At 61.6% G+C, this 21776-nt stretch carries 24 protein-coding genes; 14 read left to right on the forward strand and 10 right to left on the reverse strand.

Features of this window, described 5'->3' with window-relative positions; all coding sequences use genetic code 11:
* Nucleotides 1-7 precede the first annotated feature (7 nt).
* Together CAF73_RS21265 and CAF73_RS21270 are read right to left on the reverse strand one after the other, a co-directional pair.
* Nucleotides 8-1072: an alpha/beta fold hydrolase gene (locus CAF73_RS21265; RefSeq protein WP_085703744.1), complete on the reverse strand. Its 1065-nt coding sequence runs from the start codon at nt 1070-1072 to the stop codon at nt 8-10.
* A 210-nt stretch (nt 1073-1282) separates the two neighbouring features.
* Complete coding sequence (locus tag CAF73_RS21270) at nt 1283-1477, reverse strand: PLDc N-terminal domain-containing protein (protein ID WP_007955366.1); 195 nt, start codon at nt 1475-1477, stop codon at nt 1283-1285.
* Between the two features lie 167 nt (nt 1478-1644).
* Here CAF73_RS21270 and CAF73_RS21275 point away from each other — a divergent pair, with 167 nt between their 5' ends.
* The 3 genes from CAF73_RS21275 (at nt 1645) to CAF73_RS21285 (ending at nt 3930) form a co-directional block, all read left to right on the forward strand.
* Nucleotides 1645-2481: an AraC family transcriptional regulator gene (locus tag CAF73_RS21275; protein ID WP_085703745.1), complete on the forward strand. Its 837-nt coding sequence runs from the start codon at nt 1645-1647 to the stop codon at nt 2479-2481.
* A gap of 51 nt (nt 2482-2532) precedes the next feature.
* Nucleotides 2533-3129, forward strand: coding sequence for a LysE family translocator (locus CAF73_RS21280; protein WP_085703746.1), 597 nt, complete (start codon nt 2533-2535; stop codon nt 3127-3129).
* A 105-nt stretch (nt 3130-3234) separates the two neighbouring features.
* Nucleotides 3235-3930: a tRNA (adenine(22)-N(1))-methyltransferase TrmK gene (locus tag CAF73_RS21285; RefSeq protein WP_085700301.1), complete on the forward strand. Its 696-nt coding sequence runs from the start codon at nt 3235-3237 to the stop codon at nt 3928-3930.
* 8 nt (nt 3931-3938) lie between these two features.
* Here CAF73_RS21285 and CAF73_RS21290 read toward each other — a convergent pair whose 3' ends face one another.
* Nucleotides 3939-4835: an AraC family transcriptional regulator gene (locus CAF73_RS21290; protein WP_176247754.1), complete on the reverse strand. Its 897-nt coding sequence runs from the start codon at nt 4833-4835 to the stop codon at nt 3939-3941.
* A gap of 138 nt (nt 4836-4973) precedes the next feature.
* Here CAF73_RS21290 and CAF73_RS21295 point away from each other — a divergent pair, with 138 nt between their 5' ends.
* The 5 genes from CAF73_RS21295 to CAF73_RS21315 all read left to right on the forward strand — a co-directional run bounded on the left by CAF73_RS21295 (nt 4974) and on the right by CAF73_RS21315 (nt 7919).
* On the forward strand, nt 4974-5717 hold the full coding sequence (locus tag CAF73_RS21295) for an SDR family NAD(P)-dependent oxidoreductase (RefSeq protein ID WP_085700300.1): 744 nt from the start codon (nt 4974-4976) through the stop codon (nt 5715-5717).
* 15 nt (nt 5718-5732) lie between these two features.
* Nucleotides 5733-6134, forward strand: a complete 402-nt coding sequence (locus CAF73_RS21300; protein ID WP_085700299.1) for a VOC family protein — start codon at nt 5733-5735, stop codon at nt 6132-6134.
* Nucleotides 6131-7108 carry a trans-acting enoyl reductase family protein gene (locus CAF73_RS21305; protein WP_085703747.1) on the forward strand — a complete coding sequence of 326 codons (978 nt, stop codon included), beginning with the start codon at nt 6131-6133 and terminating at the stop codon, nt 7106-7108. Before CAF73_RS21300 ends, CAF73_RS21305 begins: the two co-directional genes overlap by 4 nt.
* A gap of 67 nt (nt 7109-7175) precedes the next feature.
* Nucleotides 7176-7640, forward strand: coding sequence for a nuclear transport factor 2 family protein (locus CAF73_RS21310; protein ID WP_085700297.1), 465 nt, complete (start codon nt 7176-7178; stop codon nt 7638-7640).
* Nucleotides 7641-7754: 114 nt separating this feature from the next.
* Entirely contained in the window at nt 7755-7919 is a 165-nt protein-coding gene (locus CAF73_RS21315; RefSeq protein ID WP_085700296.1) for a DUF2986 domain-containing protein, read from the forward strand.
* A 28-nt stretch (nt 7920-7947) separates the two neighbouring features.
* On the opposite strand, the gene CAF73_RS21320 is transcribed toward CAF73_RS21315, so the two are convergent.
* A complete protein-coding gene (locus CAF73_RS21320; RefSeq protein WP_085703748.1) occupies nt 7948-10338 on the reverse strand; it encodes a DUF3772 domain-containing protein in 2391 nt (796 codons plus the stop codon).
* A 158-nt stretch (nt 10339-10496) separates the two neighbouring features.
* Between CAF73_RS21320 and CAF73_RS21325 the strand changes: the two genes are divergently transcribed.
* The 4 genes from CAF73_RS21325 to CAF73_RS21340 all read left to right on the forward strand — a co-directional run bounded on the left by CAF73_RS21325 (nt 10497) and on the right by CAF73_RS21340 (nt 16606).
* Nucleotides 10497-10838, forward strand: coding sequence for a hypothetical protein (locus CAF73_RS21325; RefSeq protein WP_085703749.1), 342 nt, complete (start codon nt 10497-10499; stop codon nt 10836-10838).
* 100 nt (nt 10839-10938) lie between these two features.
* Entirely contained in the window at nt 10939-12195 is a 1257-nt protein-coding gene (locus CAF73_RS21330; protein WP_085703750.1) for a TolC family protein, read from the forward strand.
* Nucleotides 12192-13439 carry an efflux RND transporter periplasmic adaptor subunit gene (locus tag CAF73_RS21335; protein ID WP_085703751.1) on the forward strand — a complete coding sequence of 416 codons (1248 nt, stop codon included), beginning with the start codon at nt 12192-12194 and terminating at the stop codon, nt 13437-13439. The genes CAF73_RS21330 and CAF73_RS21335 overlap by 4 nt, the downstream gene beginning before the upstream one ends.
* Complete coding sequence (locus tag CAF73_RS21340) at nt 13436-16606, forward strand: efflux RND transporter permease subunit (RefSeq protein ID WP_085703752.1); 3171 nt, start codon at nt 13436-13438, stop codon at nt 16604-16606. Before CAF73_RS21335 ends, CAF73_RS21340 begins: the two co-directional genes overlap by 4 nt.
* A 63-nt stretch (nt 16607-16669) precedes the next feature.
* Here the strand turns inward: CAF73_RS21340 and arsH are convergent, their stop codons facing one another.
* From arsH to CAF73_RS21365, 5 genes are all read right to left on the reverse strand, one after another.
* Nucleotides 16670-17359 (reverse strand): arsenical resistance protein ArsH, encoded by a 690-nt coding sequence (arsH, locus tag CAF73_RS21345; protein WP_085703753.1) that lies wholly within the window; start codon nt 17357-17359, stop codon nt 16670-16672.
* Nucleotides 17360-17370: 11 nt separating this feature from the next.
* Complete coding sequence (locus CAF73_RS21350; protein ID WP_085700293.1) at nt 17371-17841, reverse strand: arsenate reductase ArsC; 471 nt, start codon at nt 17839-17841, stop codon at nt 17371-17373.
* 9 nt (nt 17842-17850) lie between these two features.
* Entirely contained in the window at nt 17851-18198 is a 348-nt protein-coding gene (locus CAF73_RS21355; protein ID WP_085703754.1) for a metalloregulator ArsR/SmtB family transcription factor, read from the reverse strand.
* Between the two features lie 117 nt (nt 18199-18315).
* Nucleotides 18316-18936 carry a LysE family translocator gene (locus tag CAF73_RS21360; RefSeq protein WP_085703755.1) on the reverse strand — a complete coding sequence of 207 codons (621 nt, stop codon included), beginning with the start codon at nt 18934-18936 and terminating at the stop codon, nt 18316-18318.
* A 144-nt stretch (nt 18937-19080) separates the two neighbouring features.
* On the reverse strand, nt 19081-19890 hold the full coding sequence (locus CAF73_RS21365) for a DUF1206 domain-containing protein (RefSeq protein WP_085703756.1): 810 nt from the start codon (nt 19888-19890) through the stop codon (nt 19081-19083).
* A 207-nt stretch (nt 19891-20097) separates the two neighbouring features.
* Between CAF73_RS21365 and CAF73_RS21370 the strand changes: the two genes are divergently transcribed.
* The gene (locus CAF73_RS21370) at nt 20098-20328 is read left to right on the forward strand and encodes a hypothetical protein (protein ID WP_085700289.1); all 231 of its coding nucleotides are present in this window, start codon (nt 20098-20100) and stop codon (nt 20326-20328) included.
* 105 nt (nt 20329-20433) lie between these two features.
* Nucleotides 20434-20673, forward strand: a complete 240-nt coding sequence (locus CAF73_RS21375) for a hypothetical protein (RefSeq protein ID WP_085700288.1) — start codon at nt 20434-20436, stop codon at nt 20671-20673.
* Between the two features lie 171 nt (nt 20674-20844).
* Here the strand turns inward: CAF73_RS21375 and CAF73_RS21380 are convergent, their stop codons facing one another.
* Nucleotides 20845-21762, reverse strand: a complete 918-nt coding sequence (locus CAF73_RS21380; protein ID WP_085703757.1) for a helix-turn-helix domain-containing GNAT family N-acetyltransferase — start codon at nt 21760-21762, stop codon at nt 20845-20847.
* Nucleotides 21763-21776: the final 14 nt, after the last annotated feature.

A 21776-nucleotide genomic window follows, 5' to 3' on the forward strand; every position in this document is an offset into this window, starting at 1 on the left:
TGCCGCTTCAGAGGCGATCGGCGTCGATGATCGCCTGAGCGAAAGCTTTCGGGTCTTCCTGCGGCAGGTTGTGACCGATGCCGCCATTGATCAGGCGGAACTGATATTTGCCGGTGAAGCGTTTGGCATAGTCCTCGGGGGCCGGGTGCGGCGCGCCGTTGGCATCGCCTTCCAGGGCGATGGTCGGCACGCTGATCGACGGTGCGGTGGCGAGTTTCTGTTCCAGCGCATCGTACTGGCTTTCACCCTGCACCAGGCCCAGGCGCCAACGGTAGTTGAACACGGTGATCGCGACGTGATCCGGGTTCTGCAAGGCCTTGGCGCTGCGGTCGAAGGTGGCGTCGTCGAACGTCCATTTCGGTGACGCCAGTTGCCAGATCAGCTTGGCGAAATCATGGGTGTTCTTGGCGTAGCCTGCTTCACCGCGATCAGTGGCGAAGTAGAACTGATACCACCATTGCAGTTCGGCCTTGGGCGGCAGCGGGTTCTTGCCGGCGGCCTGGTTGCCGATCAGGTAACCGCTGACCGAGACCAGCGCTTTCACCCGCTCAGGCCACAGCGCCGAAACGATGTCCGCCGAACGCGCGCCCCAGTCATAACCGCCGAGCACGGTTTGTTTGATTTTCAGGGCATCCATGAAATCGATTACGTCACTGGCCAGCGCCGCCGGCTGACCGTTGCGCACGGTCTTGTCGGACAGGAAATGCGTGTCGCCATAACCCCGGGCGTACGGCATCAACACCCGATAACCCTTGGCCGCCAGCAGCGGCGCCACGTCATCGTAGCTGTGGATGTCATACGGCCAGCCGTGCAGCAGAATCACCACCGGGCCGTTAGCCGGGCCGGTTTCGGCGTAGGCCACGTCCAGCAGGCCGGCCTTCACATGTTTCAGCGGGCCGAAGGGCAGGTCGGCCTTGACGCTGGCGGCTTCAGTCTTGACCGGCCCGGGCGCTGCGGTTTGTGCCTGGGCGAGCGCGCCGAACTGCAACAGCGCGGTGGCGAGCATCGACAGGCCCAGCAGGCGGCGACGGTTTTTCCCGGTGGTGACGGTGGCGAGTGGTGCGTGCTTCATGGCAAGTCTCCTTATGATCGGCGAGGGCCGGGTTCTGGCTGAACCCTTCGAATCTGGAGTCCATTAAAGGCTGGCCACGTATCCGGGCTGTTTCCGTTTTTGTTGGCTGATGCGCGGGCATGTATCCGGGAGGCATTCGTACACACTGCGATACAAACCCGTGGCCAACAAAAAGCCCCGAATGTTCGGGGCTCTTGCTTGCCTTGGGCTTCAGGCCTGAGTGACGTGCTTGGGCCCGGCCAGCGCCCAGGCGATCAGCCCGAACAGTGGCACAAACACGATCAATACGATCCAGACGCCTTTGTTGCTGGCTTTCCCCTCACTCTTGCGCACCCTGTTGATCGCCCACAATTCGATGAGCAAAAGAACGACGGCCAGTACGATCCACGTGGTTTCAAGTTGCATGGGCTACCTCCTGATGGTCATTGGCTTAGGCGGGGCATACCACTCAGGGTTCATTAAATTTGCTTGATGGTTTGCCTGGCGCACGTGCACAAATGTTCTAAACCCACCGGCAAAGTCGCGGTAACGTAGACGCCTTTGACGAACAACCACTGCTTTCGGAGCCTGGCGTGGACAAACGCAACTGGATCGAGCTGTCTCAGGATGCCGACACCGGTATCGAGTCGATTCGTGCCCATTTCCAGGGCCATGCCTACGATCCGCACTGGCATGACAGCTTTCTGGTGGGCGTCACCGAGCAGGGCGTGCAGCAGTTTCATTGCCGGCGCGTGCGGCATCTGAGTACGCCGGGCAAGATTTTCATGCTGGAGCCGGGGGAGATCCACGACGGGCATGCGCCGACGGAGGAGGGTTTCACCTATTCCATGCTCTACCTCGATCCACATTGGCTGGAGCGCGAATTGCGCGTGCTGTTCGAGCATGCGCCCGACAACAGCCAGCTCGGGTTCACCGATACTCTGAGCCAGGATCCGCGCCTGTCCACCGCCATCAACCAGGCCTTCAACGCCCTGCATCAGGGCGATTTGCGCATCGTGCGCCAGACCGCCATCGACACCTTGCTCGGTTCGCTGACGTCCCACCTCGACTGGCGAAAGCACCAGCCTTTCGATCCGCGCCTGCCACGAGTGGCCCAAGTGGCGCGGGACTATCTGCATGCGCACGCCTTCGAGGACATCGGGCTGGACGACGTGGCCCAGGCCTGCGGGGTTGATCGCTTTCGACTGACCCGTGCGTTCAAGGCTGCTTTCGGGTTGGCGCCACATGCCTACCTGATTCAGTTGCGCCTGGCCCGCGCCCGCCAGTTGCTGGCGCGCGGCGAAACACCCGCCAGCGTCGCCAGCGCCCTCGGTTTCGCCGATCAGAGCCATCTGGGGCGCTGGTTTCGCCGTGCCTATCACCTGACGCCGGCGGATTACCGCAAGCGCTGCTCAAATCTTCCAGACTGAACCCCGCACAACCGCGACCATGACTTCCTGTTTTGATTCGGGAGTCCTGTCATGGAATCGTTGCTGCCTTTTCTGCTGTTTTCCTTCGTCGCCTCGATCACCCCGGGGCCGACCAATATTCTGGTGATGAGCCACAGCTCGCGGCGCGGTCTGACGGCCACGGTGCCGATCATCTTCGGCGCATGTGTGTCGGCGGCGCTGGTGGTGTTGGTGGTCGGCCTCGGCGTGGGGGAAACCTTGCTGCGCTATCCCCGTGTGCAGCAGGCGATGGCCTGGGCCGGCGTGTTGTGGTTGAGCTGGCTGGCGTGGCAGATCTTTCGCAGCACGCCGCCGTCGCTGGACTCGGCGCCAACGGGTGATGGCGGCTTCAGCGTGTTCGGCGCCGCCGGCCTGCAACTGATCAACGCCAAGGTGTGGATGATGGCCGTGGCGGTGGTGAGCGTGTTTGCCGGTGGCAGCGAGGACAGCGCCCGGATGGTGCTGTTGTCGCTGGCGTTTCTGCTGGTCAGTCTGCCATGCATGACGGCGTGGGCGCTGCTGGGTGTGGGCAGCGCACGGTTCTTTGGCTCGCCACGGGCATTCAGGCGCATGAACGCCGGGCTGGCGTTTTTGTTGTTGCTGTCGGCTTGGTTGACGGTGTTGGTGTAGGCGTCGCGGTTGGTCATATAAATTTGAAATACCAGACATTGCCCCCCAGAATCGCGCCCCGATCCGGCCACCAGCGCCGGACGTTCAGTGTGAAAGGGGGTGCGGTTGAACGAACAGACATTGTCCATGCGCCTGGAGCAGGTGGCGGCACACGTGCCCGCTGGTGCGCGGCTGGCCGATATCGGCTCGGATCACGGTTACCTGCCGGTGGCCCTGATGCGCCGTGGCGCGATCGCGGCGGCGGTGGCGGGCGAGATGGCCGAGACGCCGTTCCGTTCGGCGCAACGCACCGTGCGCGAAAACGACCTTGAGCAGCAGATCACCGTTCGCCTGGCCAATGGCTTGATGGCTGTCGAGCCGGTCGACGGGATCACGGCGATCACCGTGTGCGGCATGGGTGGCGAGACCATCCGCGACATTCTCGAAGCCGGCAAGGCGCGCCTGAGCGGCCGCGAGCGCCTGATCCTGCAACCCAACGGCGGCGAACAACCGCTGCGACAATGGCTGATGGACAACGGCTACCGAATCCTCTTCGAGGAAATCCTGCGGGAGAACCGCTTCGACTACGAAATCATCGTGGCCGAGCGGGGCGGGCCGGTGAGCTACACCGCCGAGGAGTTGTTCTTCGGGCCATTGCAATTGCAGGCGCGCAGTCCGGCGTTTGTCAGCAAATGGCAGCACCGGCTGCGGCACAAGCAGCAGACGCTGGCTCATTTCGGGCGGGCACGGCATGGGGTGTGCGAGCGCAAGGTGCAGGATCTGAAGCAGCAAGTGCGCTGGATTACTGGCGTGCTGGCGTGAAGGGGTGATCAGTGCTGCGCGCTGCTTCGGGTCTCTGCGAGAATCCGCGTCGCATCCCGCGAGGGCGGCAAGCCGAACACCCGTGCGTAATCGCGGCTGAATAGCGTAGCGCTTTCATAACCGACTTCGAACGCTGCGCGGGTGACGCTGCTGGCATTGGCCACCATCAGCGTCCGGGCCTGAAGCAGGCGAACACGCTTCTGATACTGCAACGGGCTCAGCGCCGTAACGGCTTTGAAATGTCGATGAAAGGCTGACACGCTCATCGACGCAAGCTGCGCCAATGCGTCCACGCGAATCGGTTCGGCAAAGTCCTGACGAATGTGCTGAATGGCCAGGTTGACGCGGGCCATGGCGCTGTCGGGGGCCGCAATGTCGCGCAGCATCCAGCCGTGGGGGCCTTGCAGGACGCGATACAGAATTTCCCGTTCGTAGACCGGCGCGAGGGCCGCGATCTCCTCCGGCCTCCCCATAAGGCGCAACATGCGCACCCACGCATCCATCAACTCAGGCGTGACAGCAGCGACCGAAAACCCGCTGTCCTGTTCATGTTGCCCGAGCGGTTTGGGCAAGTCGGCCAGCAGGGTCGTCAGCACCATCGGATCCAGCGTCAGGCTGACCGCCAGGTAAGGCTCGCCGCTCGCTGAGGGGTGAACCTGTCCCACTGCCGGCAGATCGATGGACATCACGAAGTAGGTCGCCGGGTCGTAGTGAAGCGTGCGGTCGGCGATGGTCATGGATTTGCTGCCCTGCAGAATCAGGTTGATCATCGGTTCGTAAACGGCGGCCAGCATGTGCTCGGGGATTTCACCCTGAACCATGGCGACGCGCGGGATACCCGTCTCCGTGCGGCGGTTTTCGGCGTGTTGCGCCAGGGCGCGAAGTTCTGTCAGTTGATTATTCATGCCCGGCATCTGAACCTACGCGATCACTCCCGCGCAAGCAAAAAGCAGAAACAGGCAGGTTTCGAAGAGGAACGGCTGCGCTCACCTCGAAGCCGATGGCTACTGTGGTCACTCACCACAGAGACATTGGAGCAACGCATGAGCGTTATCGTGATTACCGGTGGCAGTCGTGGCATTGGCGCAAGTACCGCCGAACACTGTGCCCGCATCGGGATGGGCGTCATCCTGACCTACAAGAGCAATGCCGATGCGGCCGCTGCTGTTGTGCAACGGATTCAGACGTCGGGCGGCACAGCCGTGGCGCTTGAGCTGGACGTTGCGGATGTCAGTCAATTCGACCGTTTCCGTGAGGCCGTGCGACATAACCTCGACAGCCTCTGGGGCGTGGCTACGCTGGCTGGACTGGTCAACAACGCGGGCCATGGCTTGTTCAATCCGCTGGCAGCCGTCACCGAGGCGCAGTTCGACGGTTTGTTGAACGTTCATCTCAAAGGCCCGTTTTTCCTCACGCAAACCTTGTTGCCGCTGATGGGCGAGGGCGCCAGCATCGTCAACCTGACCAGCGCCACCACCCGGGTCGCTACCGCCGGGGTTGCGCCGTATGCAGCGTTCAAGGGCGGGCTGGAGGTGTTGACCCGCTACATGGCCAAGGAGTTCGCGGACCGGCGCATACGGGCCAACGCTGTTTCGCCGGGAGCGATCCGAACCGAGCTGGGCGGTGGTTTGAACGACGAATTCGAGGCATTGCTCGCCTCGCAAACGGCTCTGGGCCGGGTTGGCGAACCGCAGGATGTTGCGCGCGTCATCGCCATGTTGCTGTCCGAGGAGGGCGGCTGGATCAACGCCCAATCCATTGAAGTCGCGGGCGGCTATTTCATTTGAAGGCGAGGTAACTCCATGCTTGATCACATCTTTCTGTCAGTCAGCGACATTGAGCGCTCCATTGATTTCTACACCGCCGCGCTGACCCCGCTGGGCATTACCGCCAGGCTTGATTACGACGGCAAGGACGGCCCACCCGGCCATCCGGATCTGAAAGGTTTCGGTGCCCATGGCCGGATGTTTTTCTGGTTGCGCGAAGGCGTGGTGGAAGGGCGGGCGGTGCACGTCGGGTTTGTCGCCAACAGCAAGGCCGAAGTTGACGCAGCTTACGCGGCGGCGATCAACAGTGGTGCTGTCGATAACGGCGCTCCAGGCGCACGTCTGCATTACGACCCCGATTACTACGCTGCCAATGTCCTCGATCCGGACGGTTACAGCCTCGAATTTGTCTTCAAAAAATGGCAGCACGGCCAATGAGCACACTGATGATCTACGGCGCGACCGGGTACACCGGGCGCATGGCAGCCGAACATGCCAAGGCACTGGGGCTGGACCTGGTCATCGCTGGGCGCACGGCCGAAACGCTCGAGTTGCTCGCTGCGCAACTGGATGTTCCTTTTCGGGTGTTCAAGCCCAATGAACTGACAGCTCAATCATTGGAGGGTATCGCGGTACTGCTGAATTTCGCGGGTCCGTTCGCCCAGACGGCAGACGCCTTGATGCAGGCGTGCATCCAGGCCGGTGTCGACTATCTGGACATCACGGCGGAAATCAATGTCTATCGGCGTGCCGAGCAGTTGGGTGCTCAAGCAGCCAGTGCGAACGTGATGTTGTTGCCCGGCGTCGGCTGGGATGTGGTGCCGACCGATTGTCTGGCGATGCGTGTTGCTCAACGGGTGCCACAACCGCGTTCATTGAAAATCGCCTTGCAGGTCGCGGGCTCGATGTCGCGCGGCTCGGCCCTGAGTGTCGGCGAAATCATTGGTGCAGGCCTGTTGGCTCGGGCCGATGGACAACTGGTCGCAGCGCCTGACGCGCAGCCCCGTCACTTCGATTTTGGTGACGGGCCGGTGCTCTGTGCGCCCCTGTCATTCGGTGATCTGGTGACCGGCTGGCATTCCACCGGTATTCCCGATATCGTCATGTTCGTGCACATCAGCGGTGACGCGTTTCCGGAAGGCGATCTGGCGCAACTGCCAGACGGCCCAAGCGTCGAACAGCGCGAGGCACATCGCGCCCGAGCGGTGGCTGAAGTCAGCGGCGCCAACGGCAGCGTTGCATGCTCGGTGATCGAGACCGTCAACGGCTACACCTACACGCCGCTCGCAGCTGTCGAAGCCGCGCGTCGTGTGTTGAGCGGGGAGCGACGGCCGGGTTTTGAAACGCCGGCCCGGGTGTTCGGCATCGGGTTTGCCGAAAGTATCGCAGGCACAACCGTTACTGATTTCTGAAACGCGAGTCCGCTTCGGCCTAGCGCCTGGCGAAATCCTCAAGCTCACTTCACCTAAGGCTTCAAGTATGTCATCCACACAGTTGCAGGACACCGCAGACAAACTTGCGGTGGTTGAAACGCTGTACCGGTTTGCCGCTGGAATCGATCTGCGCGACGAAGCATTACTGGCGTCGGCGTTTACCGAGGATGCGATTTCCGACTTCCGGCCCGCCGCTGCAAAGGCCGGGTTCGAATACCCTGTTCTGGAGGGGCGTCAGACCATCTTGGCGTCGCTTTCAGGTTCACTTGCCGGTATCGATACAACGCACTCTGTCAGCAATCCGCGAGTCAGCGTCGTTGGCGATCGGGCGCAGGTTGATGCACTCGTGGAAGCCCAGCACGTGCCGCAAAGTGATCACTCACGGCACTACCTCATGAAAAACCGTTACGACGTAAAACTGGTGCGGGCAGGCGACGCCTGGCTGATTCAAAGCGTCACGGTTGACAATGTGTGGCGCACGGGCGACCCCGGGGTGCTCTCCGGCGTTTAACCGGATTTGCGAGCCGGTTAGCGTGAAGGCTTGATTGAGCGTGAGGTTTCGCCTGCCTCTGCGCCGGCTGATTCAGCTGTTATCATTCAAGCCTTTACAGCCGGGTAGATGACCATGAATCGCCAGAAAAAACTGCAGCAACTTTTCAAGGAAAAATCCAGAAAGGCCAACGCCAAACTGGCACCCAAGAGCAACAAGCCGAAGTACATCAGCAAGGCTGATCGGTTGAAAATGGCGGCCGAGGCCACTCCCGAAGCAGTCGACACACCTGAGTCCTGATCAGGCAGTCACAGCGCAGCGCTCCCCCTCAGCCAGCCGGCTGTGCAGGTTTGGCCAACTCAATCCCCGCCGCCCCCAGCCGCTTGAGAGTCTCGAACAACAGATCACTCTTGGTCTTGCCGACAATCCTCGGACTGTCGACGTAGCCGGTCACGGTCAACGTGATGCCATCGGGCGATAGCTTGCTGAAGCGCACGAACGGTGCTGGTTTATCGAGGATGGTTTCGTGTTCGGTGTAGGTGTCGAGCAGCAGGCTTTTGACCTGTTCGGGGTCGATATCCAGCGGGAACATCAGCTCCAGCGTCGCCACGCCCTGGGCGCTGCCGCCGAGGGTGACGTTGCGCAGGTTCTGCGAGATCAGCTGCGAGTTGGGCACGATCACGATCGAACGGTCGCTGAGCTGGATTTCGGTGGCGCGCACGTTGATCCGGCGGATGTCGCCCTCGACGCCGCTGATGCTGATCAGGTCGCCGACCTTGACCGGGCGTTCGGTGAGCAGGATCAGCCCGGAGACAAAGTTCTTCACGATCTCCTGCAAGCCGAAGCCGATGCCCACCGACAGGGCGCTGACGATCCACGCCAGATTGGTCCATTGCACGCCCAGCGATGACAGGGTCAGCAGGATCACCACCGCATAACCGATGTTGGAAAACAGCGTGCTGAGCGAGGCGCACATGCCCGGGTCCATGTCGGTCTTGGGCAGAAACTCGTTGTCGAGCCAGCGGCGCAGGGCGCGGATCAGATAGATGCCGATCAGCAGCGCCAGCACGGCGTTGAGCAAGTGGCCGGGGACGATGTTCAGCTTGCGCAGACCGGCGCCGCCGAGGATCGTGCCGATGTTTTTGGCCAGTTGGCCCAGGGTGGTGCCGATCCCGCCGACAAACAGCGTGATCACCGCCAACAGCAACAGTGCAGCCCGACCAAAACCGGCCAGCAGGGTCGAGGCCTGTTCGAGACGCCGATCACCGACACCCAGCAGCTGTTTCAGCGCCTTGCCGCTGGAATGGCGGGGAGAAAAGAAGTACTCGCAGCTGTCCTTGAGCAACTGCATCAGCAGGTAAAACCCGGAAAACACGATAAACGCCCACACCAGTTCGTAGGTGATGAAACGCGCGAGCGACACATACCCGGTCAGCAGGGTGCCGAACGACAGCACCATTGCCAGGGTGGCCACGGTGTAAATCACCCCGGCAAACGTGTTGCCCGTTACCTGCGTATCGCCAGCCGCCGCCAATACTTTGCGCACCCTGCCGACGCGCATCAGCAACGTCGTGACGATGACCAGTACCATGAGCGCAATGATGCCCCGGCCGGCAATCACGATCTGGCTGCTCATGCCAGAGGCGTTACTGACCTGCACCGACGTCACCAGCACCAGCAGCGTCGCGGCGAGGATCGGCGCGAATGGCTGCAGCGTGTCTGCGACCTCGTCGGCCACCGCCGGCAACCGCCATGACGGGTGCTCGGTGGACAGCAAGGCGCGGCTGAGCCCTGTGATCAACACGCAGGCGTAAACGACTTTCTCGAACTCATCGGAAAACGTCGCCAGCATCGGCGGCAATGGCACGTGACGGGTGCACGCGTAGTACAACAACTCCAGGGCGATGGCGGTGGTCGCAAGTGTTGCCAGTGCCGAGGCAAACGCCAGCGAACTGCGACGCAGCCGACCCTCCGGCATGCGGTGAATGCACACCCAGGCCATCCAGCGGTCAGCGAGCTGCCGTCCAAACGTCCAGACGATAAACGCCAATATCACCAGCAACGCGGTGTAAAAGCGCTGGCCGGGTCGCCACGCCTCGGCGCCGGTCTGTTGTACCTGTTCGACGAAAACCCGCAGGCGCTGGCGGTCATCAGGCGAAGGATTGAAAAGAGGCGTCCAGAAGCCTGGATTCAGAATGCTGTGGGTGCTCAGCATCAGTTCGCTTTCGAGCAGCGTGCGGCGGATTCCGGCGATCTGCGTGATCAGATCCGTGGCGCTTTGCTTGAGGGTGGCGAGGTTTTTCAGCGCCGTATCGACTTTGGTTTTCTGCTCGATCAACGTTGCCCGTTGCGCGGCGATATCAGCTTGTTCGGCGGCCACCGCTTCGGTCGGCGCTGCTCCCAGCACGCCCAATTGCACGGCCAGTTGCGCCTGCTGCGGCAACAGCGACGCCGACAGTCGGTCAATGTCCAGAATGAACGTCTGCACCCGATCCTGCGGGCCTTCGAGCTGGTTGTAATTGTTGGCGGACGAGATCTGCTGCTTGAGGCCGTCGAGGCGCAGTTGCAGGGCTTGCAGATCGCTTTGCGTGACGCCGGGGAGCGGGGCGCCAGTGCTGACATCCGGTGTGCCAGGCAATTCGGCGGCCGACACCGCCACGAACCCTGAACCGAGCACGATCAAGGCGATGAACATCAATGACTTCAATGCATTACGCATGGGACTGGGCGATTCCGGTTGATCACACAAGCATTGAGGTTAGGTGATCGGGCGCCTGCTGCATCATTTTCTGCTGCTAATCCTGGCTTAATGCGTGTCCGGTGAGATCGCCGGGCAGCCGATTGTAGGCGCCCGTTTTCACGACTAGACTCCCGGCCATGAAACGCTATCTGCGGTTTTGTCTCGTTTTCCTGATCAGCCTGGCGCTTCCCCTCAGCGGGATGGCGGGCGTGCAGGCACCGACAGAACCGTGCCCGATGCAAACCATGGGCATGGCGATGATGGACGGCATGAACATGGATTGCTGCAAGGACATGAAGAGTCCTGCCGACCATGGCTCCCCCTGCAAACCCGGCCAGGAGTGCAAGACCGGCGGCTTGCTGCAAGTCGCGATCCTCAAGCCGCCCGTTACCGTTTTCAGCCCTGTCACGCATTCGTTCTTCAGTGACTCCCTGCCGCTAGCGGCCCCGTCCGGGGTCTGGCGACCGCCCCGCACCTGATTCCTGTCCCCCCCTCGAAGCTCATTCCGCCCAGGCGGAGTGATTTGGCTGTGCGCGTGTTTTACGCCGCGCGCAGTGGACGATCACAGGAATCGTAAACATGACATTCAAGTGCAATTGCGCGGGTTGGCCTCTGGTGGCCGGCCTTGCGGCAAGCGTGCTCGCGTGGCCGGGTTTCGCCGCCGCGCTGACACTCGATCAAGCGCTGCGGCTGGCCGAAAACAATGCGCCGTCGCTGACCGCACAAGATCAGAAAATCCAGGCCGCCAGCAGCGCGGCAATTCCGGCGGGCGAGTTGCCCGATCCCAAGCTGTTGCTCGGTTTGCAGAACTACCCCGTGGGCGGCCCGGATCGCTGGAGCGTCGATCAGGACTTCATGACCATGCAGATGGTCGGTTACCGGCAGGAGATGCCCAACGCAGACAAACGCAAGGCGCGCATCGAAGTTGCCGACGCCGCTATTGAGCGCGCGGCGGCCGAGCGCAGGGTCGAGCGTTTGAAGGTGCGTCAGGCGACAGCGCTGGCGTGGATCAGCGGCTATTCGGTCGAGCGTAAGGAAGCGCTGTTCCGGGATCTCTTCAAGGAAAATCGCCTGCTGAGTGAGACCGTCCGGGCGCAGATCGCCGGTGGCCGCGCGCAACCTGCCGACGCGGTGACGCCGAAGCAAGAAGCGGCCCGACTCGCCGAGCAACAGGACAGCCTGACCCTCGAGCGTACTCTGGCCCGAGCCGCGCTCAAACGCTGGATCGGCAGCGCCGCCAACGACAAGCCCGAGGGCGGTTTGCCCGTGTGGCCGGTCGATGCCTCGACCTTCAATCATCAACTGCAACACCATCCCGAACTCGCTGCTTTCGCCCCCATGACCCGCGAAGCCCAGGCCAGGGTGCAAGAGGCGGTGTCCGAGAAAAAGTCCGACTGGAGCTGGGAGGTGGATTACCAGCACCGGGGGCGCGAGTTTGGCGACATGGTCAGCGTGCAGTTTTCCTGGGATCTGCCGCTGTTTCCCGAGACGCGGCAGAACCCGAAAATCGCCGCCAGACAGGCCGAGGTCAGCCAACTGCAAGCCGAGCGCGAGGCCCTGTCCCGCGAGCACACCGAACAACTGGAAAACCAGTTGGCCGATTACCAGCGCCTCGATCGGGCCGTACGCCGCACCGAAGAAAGCCTGGTGCCGCTGGCCAGAGAGAAAGTCGATCTGAGCCTGGCCAGTTATCGCGCCGGCCAGGGCGATTTGAACGCGGTGGTCAACGCCCGCCGCGAACTCATCGAGGCCCGCCTCAAACAGATCGACATGGAAGAACAACGCGCACTGACCGCTGCGCGTCTGCATTTCGCTTATGGGGAGACCAGCCTGTGAACCGTAAACAATGGAACGGCGTGTGGCTGGCCGGCCTCGCGCTGGCGGTGGGCGTGGGTGGCGGTTACGGATTGGCCTATCAGCGAATGAACGGAGTAGCGGCTTCAGCCCCTGCGCCGAGCACTGAGCCCAAGGCCTTGTACTGGTATGACCCGATGTACCCGCAGCAGAAGTTCGACAAACCGGGCAAGTCACCCTTCATGGACATGCAACTGGTGCCCCGATACGCCAGCGGCGAGGAGGGCAGTGCGACCGTCAGCATTGATCCGGGGCTGAGTCAGAAACTCGGTCTGCGTGTGGCGCCGGTCAGTCGCGGCGCCTTCACCTCAAGCCTCGATGTGAGCGGTGTGCTGGGGTTCAACGAGCGCGATGTCGCGGTGATCCAGGCGCGCACCAATGGGTTTGTCGAGCGGGTTTACGCCCGTGCGCCGGGGGACGTGCTCACGGCTGGCACGGCGTTGGCAGACATTCTCTTGCCGGAATGGACGGCGGCCCAGAGCGAGTTTCTGGCGCTCAGGCGTAGCGGCGATGCTGACCTCATCGCGGCGGCGCGCCAGCGCTTGCGGCTGACCGGGATGCCAGCAAGCTTGATTGCTCAAGTGGAGCGCAGCGGCAAGGTGCAGTCCGAACTGACGGTCACCAGCCCTTTGGGCGGTGTGCTGCAAGCACTCGATGTGCGGGCGGGCATGACCGTGGCGAGCGGTGAAACCCTGGCGCGGGTCAACGGGCTGAACAGTGTCTGGCTCGCTGTGGCGGTGCCGGAATCGCACACCGGCTCGGTTGCCGTGGGGCAGGCCGTCGAAGCACGCCTGCCGGCCTTTCCCGGCAGAGTATTCAACGGAACGGTCAGCGCGATTCTGCCGGACACCAACCCGGACAGCCGAACCCTGCGCGTCAGGGTTGAGCTGACCAATGCCGACGGCCGATTGCGGCCGGGGATGACGGCGCAAGTGCGGTTGAACCGATCTACCGGGCAAGACAGTTTGTCGGTGCCCAGCGAGGCAGTTATTCGCACCGGCAAGCGGGCATTGGTCATGCTCGCCGAAGACGCGGGGCACTATCGCCCGGTGGAGGTGCGCCTCGGTCAGGAAAGCGACGGCAGAACGGTGATCCTCGAGGGCCTGGCAGAAGGGCAGAGCGTCGTGACGTCCGGCCAGTTCCTGCTCGATTCGGAGGCCAGTCTCAAGGGCATCGTCGCCGAGCCGCTTGAATCGGGCGGGAACGTTTCGGGGAGCCAGCCATGATCGCCGCGCTGATTCGCTGGTCCGTCGCCAATCGTTTTCTGGTGCTGCTGGCGACGCTGTTCGTCACGGGTTGGGGCGTGTGGTCGGTGCAGAACACACCGATCGATGCGCTGCCGGATCTGTCCGATGTGCAGGTGATCATCCGCACGCCGTACCCCGGACAGGCGCCGCAGATTGTCGAGAATCAGGTGACCTATCCGCTGACCACCACCATGCTCTCGGTGCCGGGGGCGAAAACCGTACGCGGTTATTCGTTCTTCGGTGACAGCTTCGTTTACGTGCTGTTCGAAGACGGCACCGATCAATACTGGGCGCGCTCGCGAGTGCTGGAGTACCTGAGCCAGATCCAGAGTCGCCTGCCTGCCGGCGTCAAACCGGGATTGGGTCCGGATGCGACCGGCGTCGGCTGGATCTATCAGTACGCGCTGGTGGATCGCAGCGGCGGGCATGATCTGGCGCAGCTTCGGGCGTTACAGGACTGGTTCCTCAAGTTCGAGCTCAAGACCCTGCCCGACGTCGCCGAGGTCGCTACCGTTGGCGGCATGGTCAAGCAGTATCAGGTGCAGCCCGATCCGGTGCGGCTGGCCAGTTTGGGTATCACTCTGGCGCAGGTGCGCGAAGCCATCGGCAAGGCCAATCAGGAAACCGGTGGCGCGGTGCTGGAAATGGCCGAAACCGAATTCATCGTGCGCGCTTCCGGCTACCTGAAGACGCTTGATGATTTTCGGGCTATCCCGTTAAAGCTCGGTGCTGGCGGGGTGCCGGTAACTCTCGGCGATGTCGCAACGGTTCAGACCGGGCCGGACATGCGTCGGGGCATCACCGAGCTAGACGGCCAGGGCGAAACCGTCGGCGGCGTGGTAATCCTGCGCAGCGGCAAGAACGCCCGCGAGACCATCGCGGCGGTCAAGGCCAAACTCGATGACATGAAAAGCAGCCTGCCGCCCGGCGTCGAGATCGTCACCACCTACGATCGCAGCAAACTGATCGATCGCGCCGTGGAAAATCTCAGCCACAAACTGCTCGAAGAGTTCATCGTCGTCGCGCTGGTGTGCGGGATCTTCCTCTGGCATTTGCGCTCTTCGCTGGTGGCGATTATTTCGTTGCCGATGGGCGTGCTGATCGCCTTCATTGTGATGCGTTATCAGGGCTTGAACGCCAACATCATGTCGTTGGGCGGGATCGCCATCGCCATTGGTGCGATGGTCGATGCGGCGGTGGTGATGATCGAGAACGCCCACAAGAAAATCGAAGCGTGGCACGCAGCCCATCCGGGGCAGGCGCTCAAGGGCGAGCGCCATTGGCAGGTGATGACCGACGCGGCAGCGGAGGTGGGGCCGGCGCTGTTTTTCTGTTTGCTGATCATCACGCTATCGTTCATTCCGGTGTTCACCTTGCAGGCCCAGGAAGGGCGGCTGTTCGGTCCGCTGGCGTTCACCAAGACCTACGCCATGGCGGCAGCAGCGGGACTTTCTGTGACGCTGGTACCGGTGCTGATGGGCTACTGGATTCGCGGGCGGATTCCGGATGAACGCTACAATCCGCTCAACCGCTGGTTGATCCGGATCTATCAGCCGGCTCTGGATGCGGTGTTGCGGCGGCCGAAACTCACTCTGTTGGTGGCATTGCTGGTATTCGTCAGCGCGGCCTGGCCGATTTCGCGGCTTGGTGGCGAATTCCTCCCGCCGCTGGACGAGGGCGATCTGCTGTACATGCCTTCGGCCTTGCCGGGTTTGTCGGCGCAAAAAGCCGCGCAACTGTTGCAGCAGACCGATCGGCTGATCAAGTCAGTGCCCGAGGTCGAGCATGTATTCGGCAAGGCTGGTCGTGCGGAAACCGCTACCGACCCGGCACCGCTGGAGATGTTCGAGACCACTATCCAATTCAAGCCCCACGATCAATGGCGTCCGGGCATGACCCCGGAAAAACTCGTGGAAGAACTGGATCGCGTGGTGCGAGTGCCGGGCCTGACCAACATCTGGATTCCACCTATCCGCAATCGCATCGACATGCTCGCCACCGGGATCAAAAGTCCCATCGGCGTGAAAGTCGCCGGCAACGATCTGGCCCAGATCGACGCCGCGACCCAGGCCGTCGAGCGGGTGGCCAAAGGTGTGCCCGGCGTCAGTTCGGCACTGGCCGAGCGCCTGACCGGTGGCCGCTACATCGACGTGGATATCGACCGCAACGCCGCCGGCCGCTACGGGCTGAACATCAGCGATGTGCAATCCATCGTCTCCGGTGCCATTGGCGGGGAAAACATCGGGGAAACCATCGAGGGGCTGGCGCGGTTTCCGATCAACATCCGTTATCCACGAGAGTGGCGTGATTCGCCCGGCGCGCTGGAGCAATTGCCGATCTACACGCCTTCCGGCAGCCAGATCACCCTCGGCATGCTGGCGAAGATCAAGGTCACGGACGGCCCACCAATGCTCAAGAGCGAGAACGCCCGGCCGTCCGGTTGGGTGTACATCGACGTGCGCGGGCGGGACATCGCTTCGGTAGTGGCCGATCTGCGTCGCGCCGTCAATGAACAGGCGAAATTGCAGCCCGGTATGAGCCTGAGCTATTCCGGGCAGTTCGAGTTTCTGGAGCGGGCCAATGCGCGGCTGAAACTGGTAGTGCCTGCCACGCTGCTGATCATCTTCGTGCTGCTCTACCTGACCTTCGCTCGCTTCGATGAGGCGCTACTGATCATGGCCACGTTGCCGTTCGCATTGAGCGGCGGTGCGTGGTTCCTGTATTTGCTGGGCTACAACTTGTCGGTCGCGACCGGGGTTGGCTTTATTGCACTGGCCGGGGTTTCGGCCGAGTTCGGCGTGATCATGCTGCTCTACCTGAAAAACGCCTGGGCCGAGCGCGAAGGCCTCGGCGACCACTCTGAACGTGGACTGGTCGCGGCGATTCGCGAAGGCGCTGTGCAACGCGTGCGCCCCAAGGCGATGACCGTGGCCGTGATCATCGCCGGCCTGTTGCCGATTCTGCTGGGCAGCGGCACCGGCAGCGAAGTCATGAGCCGCATCGCCGCGCCCATGGTCGGCGGTATGGTCACGGCGCCGCTGTTGTCCCTGTTTGTCATACCGGCGGCGTATCGCCTGATGCGCCGTCGACGGTTGCCCGCTGAAAACAAGTCACCTCAAAGCGACGATGCTTCCATCCAGCCGTAACCCGGCGACGAAAAAAAACCGGTGCGAACGTTCGCACCGGTTTTTTATTGTGAGGTCTGGTCATCAGATCGACCGCTGATTGACCCGCTGCATCAACTCTTCTGCCGATTCCTTGCGCTCCGAGTAGCGATCCACCAGATCCGGGCGATCTCGCAGCAACAGCGTGAATTTCACCAACTCTTCCATCACGTCCACCACCCGGTCGTACAGCGCCGAAGGCTTCATGCGGTTGCCTTCATCGAATTCCAGATAAGCCTTGGGCACCGACGATTGATTGGGGATGGTGAACATGCGCATCCAGCGGCCCAGCACGCGCAGTTGATTGACCACGTTGAAGGATTGCGAACCGCCGCAGACCTGCATCACCGCCAGGGTCTTTCCTTGGGTCGGACGCACCGCGCCAAGTGCCAGCGGCACCCAGTCGATCTGCGCCTTGAACACCGCCGACATGGCGCCGTGACGTTCCGGCGAGCACCAGACCTGGCCTTCCGACCATTGCATCAGTTCGAGCAGTTCCTGGACTTTCGGGTGATCGCCCGGCGCATCGTCCGGCAGCGGCAGGCCCGAAGGGTTGAAGATTCGCGTCTCGGCACCGAAGTGCTCCAGCAGGCGGGCGGCTTCTTCGACCAGCAAACGGCTGAAGGAGCGCGGGCGAGTCGAGCCGTACAGCAACAGGATGCGCGGCTTGTGGGCGCCTTCGTCACGAGTGGTTTTCTGAACCAGTGAGGGATCGAGGTTGGGCAGGTCGGTCATGTCGGCTCCGGTTACAGCGTGCTGATGCGGTCGAGCTCGCGCTTGAGGGCATCACGGTCAAGTTGGGCGAAGGGCAGGGCGAGGAAGGCCCGGCAGCGGGTTTCGATTCGGGCGAGGGTGGCGCGGAAAGCAGCGTCGATGGTGCGCTCATCACCGCGCACGTCCGACGGATCTTCCAGCCCCCAATGGGCTTTCAGGGCCGGGCCGAAGTACACCGGACAGGCTTCACCGGCGGCCTTGTCGCAGACGGTGATGACGATGTCCGGCGGATTGTCTTCGAAGGCCTCGTTGCCCTTGCTGCTCAACCCGGCGATGGAAATGCCGGCTGCCTGCAACGTAGTCAGACTGCGCGGCAGCACCTGGCCCTTGGGGAAACTGCCGGCACTGACCGCTTCGAAACCGGCCGGCGCCAGGTGGTTGAACATTGCCTCCGACAGAATGCTGCGGCAGCTGTTGGCGGTGCACATGAATAGAACGCGCATGATTGATCCTCAGCAGCAGGCGGATGTATTGAGCGGACGGTCGCCCATGGCGTCGAGGCGGGCGCTGTTTTCTTCCAGCCAGGCGCTATTGGCGGCGAGTGTGGTTTCAAGCAGCGTGCGAATCCATGTCGGCAGGTCGGGGTTGAGCCGGTAGTAAACCCACTGGCCCTGACGGCGATCCAGCAACAAACCGCAGGTGCGCAGTTGTGCGAGATGGCGGGAGATTTTCGGCTGACTGTCGTCCAGCGCGCAGACCAGTTCGCAGACACACAACTCACCTTCTCGGGTGATCAGCAGCGTGGCCCGGGCGCGGGTTTCGTCGGCGAGGCATTTGAAAACGGAGGCGGGGTTGAGCATGGCGACGCCTTGAGTACATATGGTTGGCCGAATATACGGATATCCATATGTGATGGGCAAGCCTTGATTTTGGTGTAGTGGCAGGTCTCGACCGAAGGTTTGTTTAGCGTGGGCACTTCAACGCTTGCTGAACGCCAACCGCGCGGCAAACAACACGAAAATCACCCCGGTGGTGCGATCCATCCAGCGAATCACTTTCTCACGGCGCAGAAACCCGGACAGCGGCTGCGTCGCGCCAATCAACACCTGCGACCAGATCAGCCCGAGCACCACATGAATGCTCACCAGCCCGAACGTCCACGGTACCAGCGGCTGACCTTGCGCAATGAACTGTGGCAGAAACGACACGTAGAAAATCCCGATCTTCGGATTCAGCACATTCCCCAGCATGCCCTTGAAAAACCAGTTCGCCCCCGGCTTGCCGTCGGCCTCGGCCGGTGCCAGCGAACGGCGAGGGCGCAGCAGCATGTTCAACCCCAGCCACGCCAGATACGCTGCGCCGCAATACTTCAACAGGTTGTAGGCCAGCTCCGACACCGCAATCAACGCCCCCAACCCAAACGCCACCGCCGCGCCCCACAACAGGCAACCGGCGTTGATACCCAACGCTGCGCGCAAGGCCTGTTGCTTGCCTTCGACGGTGGCGGTGCGCAGCACCAGCGCGGTGTCGAGGCCGGGTGTCAGCGTCAGCAGCGTGGCGGCGAGGGTGAAGGCGAGGAGGTTGTCGGCGATGGACATTGCGCTTGGGTTCCTTGTTCCGGATGGGGAACGGTAACGGTTTCAGGCGGGGGATCCAGCCGAAAAGTCAGGCGCGGATGGATGCGGCCGGTTGCATCTTAGCAATATGAACGGTGCGCATGGCTTACCTCAATGCCGGGCTTTTCATTTGGCTACGCCTGGCACATCCATATTTATCTTGCGCCAACACGCTTCAGAGAAACTGTAAACCGAGAAGGCAATCAGCCCCAGGGCCATCACCATCAAGACGAGCCATCCGGCGGGTAGGTTCTGGAGTGCGTCCAGCGCTTCCTTCATGCCTGGTGGGTCCATGGCTTGATAAGCGGAACCGCTCACTGCCAGCAGCAAAGCAATTTCCATAAACACGACTCCACGGGCCATCAGGCCGAATTGTGACACCGGACGGACATAGCGCATGACCTCTTCGTCGGCCTCAAAATACTTCTCGAACGAGGCCTTCCATCCTTTGATGATGTGAGCAACGCCAACGCCCAGTGGTATGAGAGCGATCAGATACAACAATAAATTCGAGTGTTCCCACGACAGAAGGTGCGCCAGCCAATCTTTGGTCTGCTCGCCTGAATGGCTCGAATTTCGGGTGCCGCTCACGAGCAGGCCCAACGCAAAAAACGCTAGAGCACCGTTGACCAAACCTCCTGCAAACAGGCCTGCACGAATCACCAGACCCTTGAATTGCGTGCCGTGATGATCGACATCGCGTACGGCTTGCAGGACACGCCAGGCCGAAAATGCAAGCAGACCCGCCACCACAACGCCCACCAGAAAATAGCCGAACGGTTGGCTCAGCAAAGCCTCAAGGCTCTTGTGACTGTCTTTCGGTTTTGTTGAGTCATGGGCTGCCATTAACGCGAATATACCGATGATCAAATAGAGCACTCCGCGAGAGGCGTATCCACCCCGGGCGAGTATTACCAGATTGCGCTGCGCGGACATTGGAGTTCCTTGCGAGAGGTCATGAAAGAGCAGACCGTCCTTTCTGGAGGGGGTTCTATTACACGTCGTAGATCACCGGGCAACCTGTGGTCCCAAGGGCAATGTGTGCTGTTGTTGCGGGTTGAGCGATCCTGACCCATCATTTGGGTTTCATCGGTTATCGGCGTCGTTTATTGGATGTCGAATTAAAGGTATTTGGGTGGGGATGTGGAAGGCGTAGTGTTGGGCGAGAAGATTCAGCGTGAAGCGGATCGACTGCTGGCGCAGATTGTCCGGGCAGATTCGATGATCATTGCTGTCAAGGCTGGGGCGCGGGCGGATGGATTCGTGCTGGGACTGGAAACCGGCGGAGCTTTGCGTGTCGGCGATGCCGAGAGGTTGTACATCATTTTCGAGGCCGCTCTGGTGGAGCGTCTGAAGTCCTTGTCGCGAGGCTGATCAGAACAGGTGACTGGATCGAAATTCATGAACCGCATTTACTTGAACTATAAGCTGACCACTCAGTCAGGATAGGTGCCGATTACTATTCTGAGGGAGTCATCCATGCGCAATTACACGATCACGTACCTGTTCAACGACCAGCCCCGTACCCATCAGCTTGAACTGAAGCAGCCTGAATTACCCATTCAGGACGCGGCCATGCACTTGTTGCAGTTACATTTCGGGGATGGCGAGAACAGCCTGATCATGCCTGATGCAGACTCCACACCCGACGAGATAATCGAGCAGGCGGGTCTGGTCGGAATCACTCGAATCGACGTGGTGGGTGCCCAAGGCGAGTAGGGCGATCTGCGCCGGCTGAGCCGATGTTCATACCGACGCCGAACACAGCGTCCTGCCATCGAGCGTCTGGAAATTGGATCTGGCCACCATCGGCGACGTGTACTCTGGCCGATCGCTGCCACAGCAGCTTCGGTCAGCGTTGACTACGTCAACTCACTGCGGGCCCAAGCTTCACAACTCAATCGCCCACGTCTGGCTCACCAAATCCTTGCCGAAGCTGTGAATCGGCTCTTCCTCGACCAGCTCAAACCCCGCCCGCTGATACAACCGGCGGGCATCCACCAGATTGCTGGTGGTCCACAGAATCATCTTTTTGTAGCCGACATCCCGGGCGAACCGCAGGCATTCCTCGACCAGGCGATTACCGATCCCCAAACCCCGCGCACTGGCATCCACGTAGAGCATGCGCAGTTTCGCGGTGGTTTGGTCGTGGCGGATGACGAATACCGAACCCACCACCTTGCCGTCCTTCTCCGCGATCCAGCAGCGCTCGACCGTGGGGTCGAATTCGCGCAGGTACTTGGCGACGACCTCTGACACCAGCGCTTCGAACTCCGAATTCCAGCCGTATTCACGGCTGTAGATCGCGGTTTGCTGATGCACCACCAGCCCCATGTCACCGGGTTGCGGATCGCGCAGCAGGTAGGTCGTTGACTGGCCGCCCTCGAGTAGCGTCTGGATCTGCTTCATCGATGCGATCAGTTGCAGTTGCTGCGGTTCGGACAGGCGTTCGAGCAGAGTAATGACTTCTTGCCGCGAGGCTTGCTCCAGCGGCGCGAGGATCTCGCGGCCGAGGTCGGTGATGTGTAACTGACTGGCGCGGGCGTCGGTGGCGGAGGGGGCCTTCTGGATCAGGCCTTTTTTGTCAAAACCGCTGATGAGCCGGCTCATGTAGCCCGCGTCGAGGCCGAGCATCTGGCGCAGGTCGGTGCTGGTCAGATCGCCCTGGGACGCGAGTTCGTAGAGGATGCGCAACTCGGTGAGCGAGTACTCGCTTTGCAGCAAGTGTTCCTGCAACACGCCGATCTGGTGGGTGTAGAAGCGGTTGAACTGCCGGACGATGTCGGCGCGGTCGTTGATCGTGGACATGGTGGACGCTCATT

Source organism: Pseudomonas sp. B15(2017) (genome assembly GCF_002113215.1).
GTDB lineage: Bacteria > Pseudomonadota > Gammaproteobacteria > Pseudomonadales > Pseudomonadaceae > Aquipseudomonas.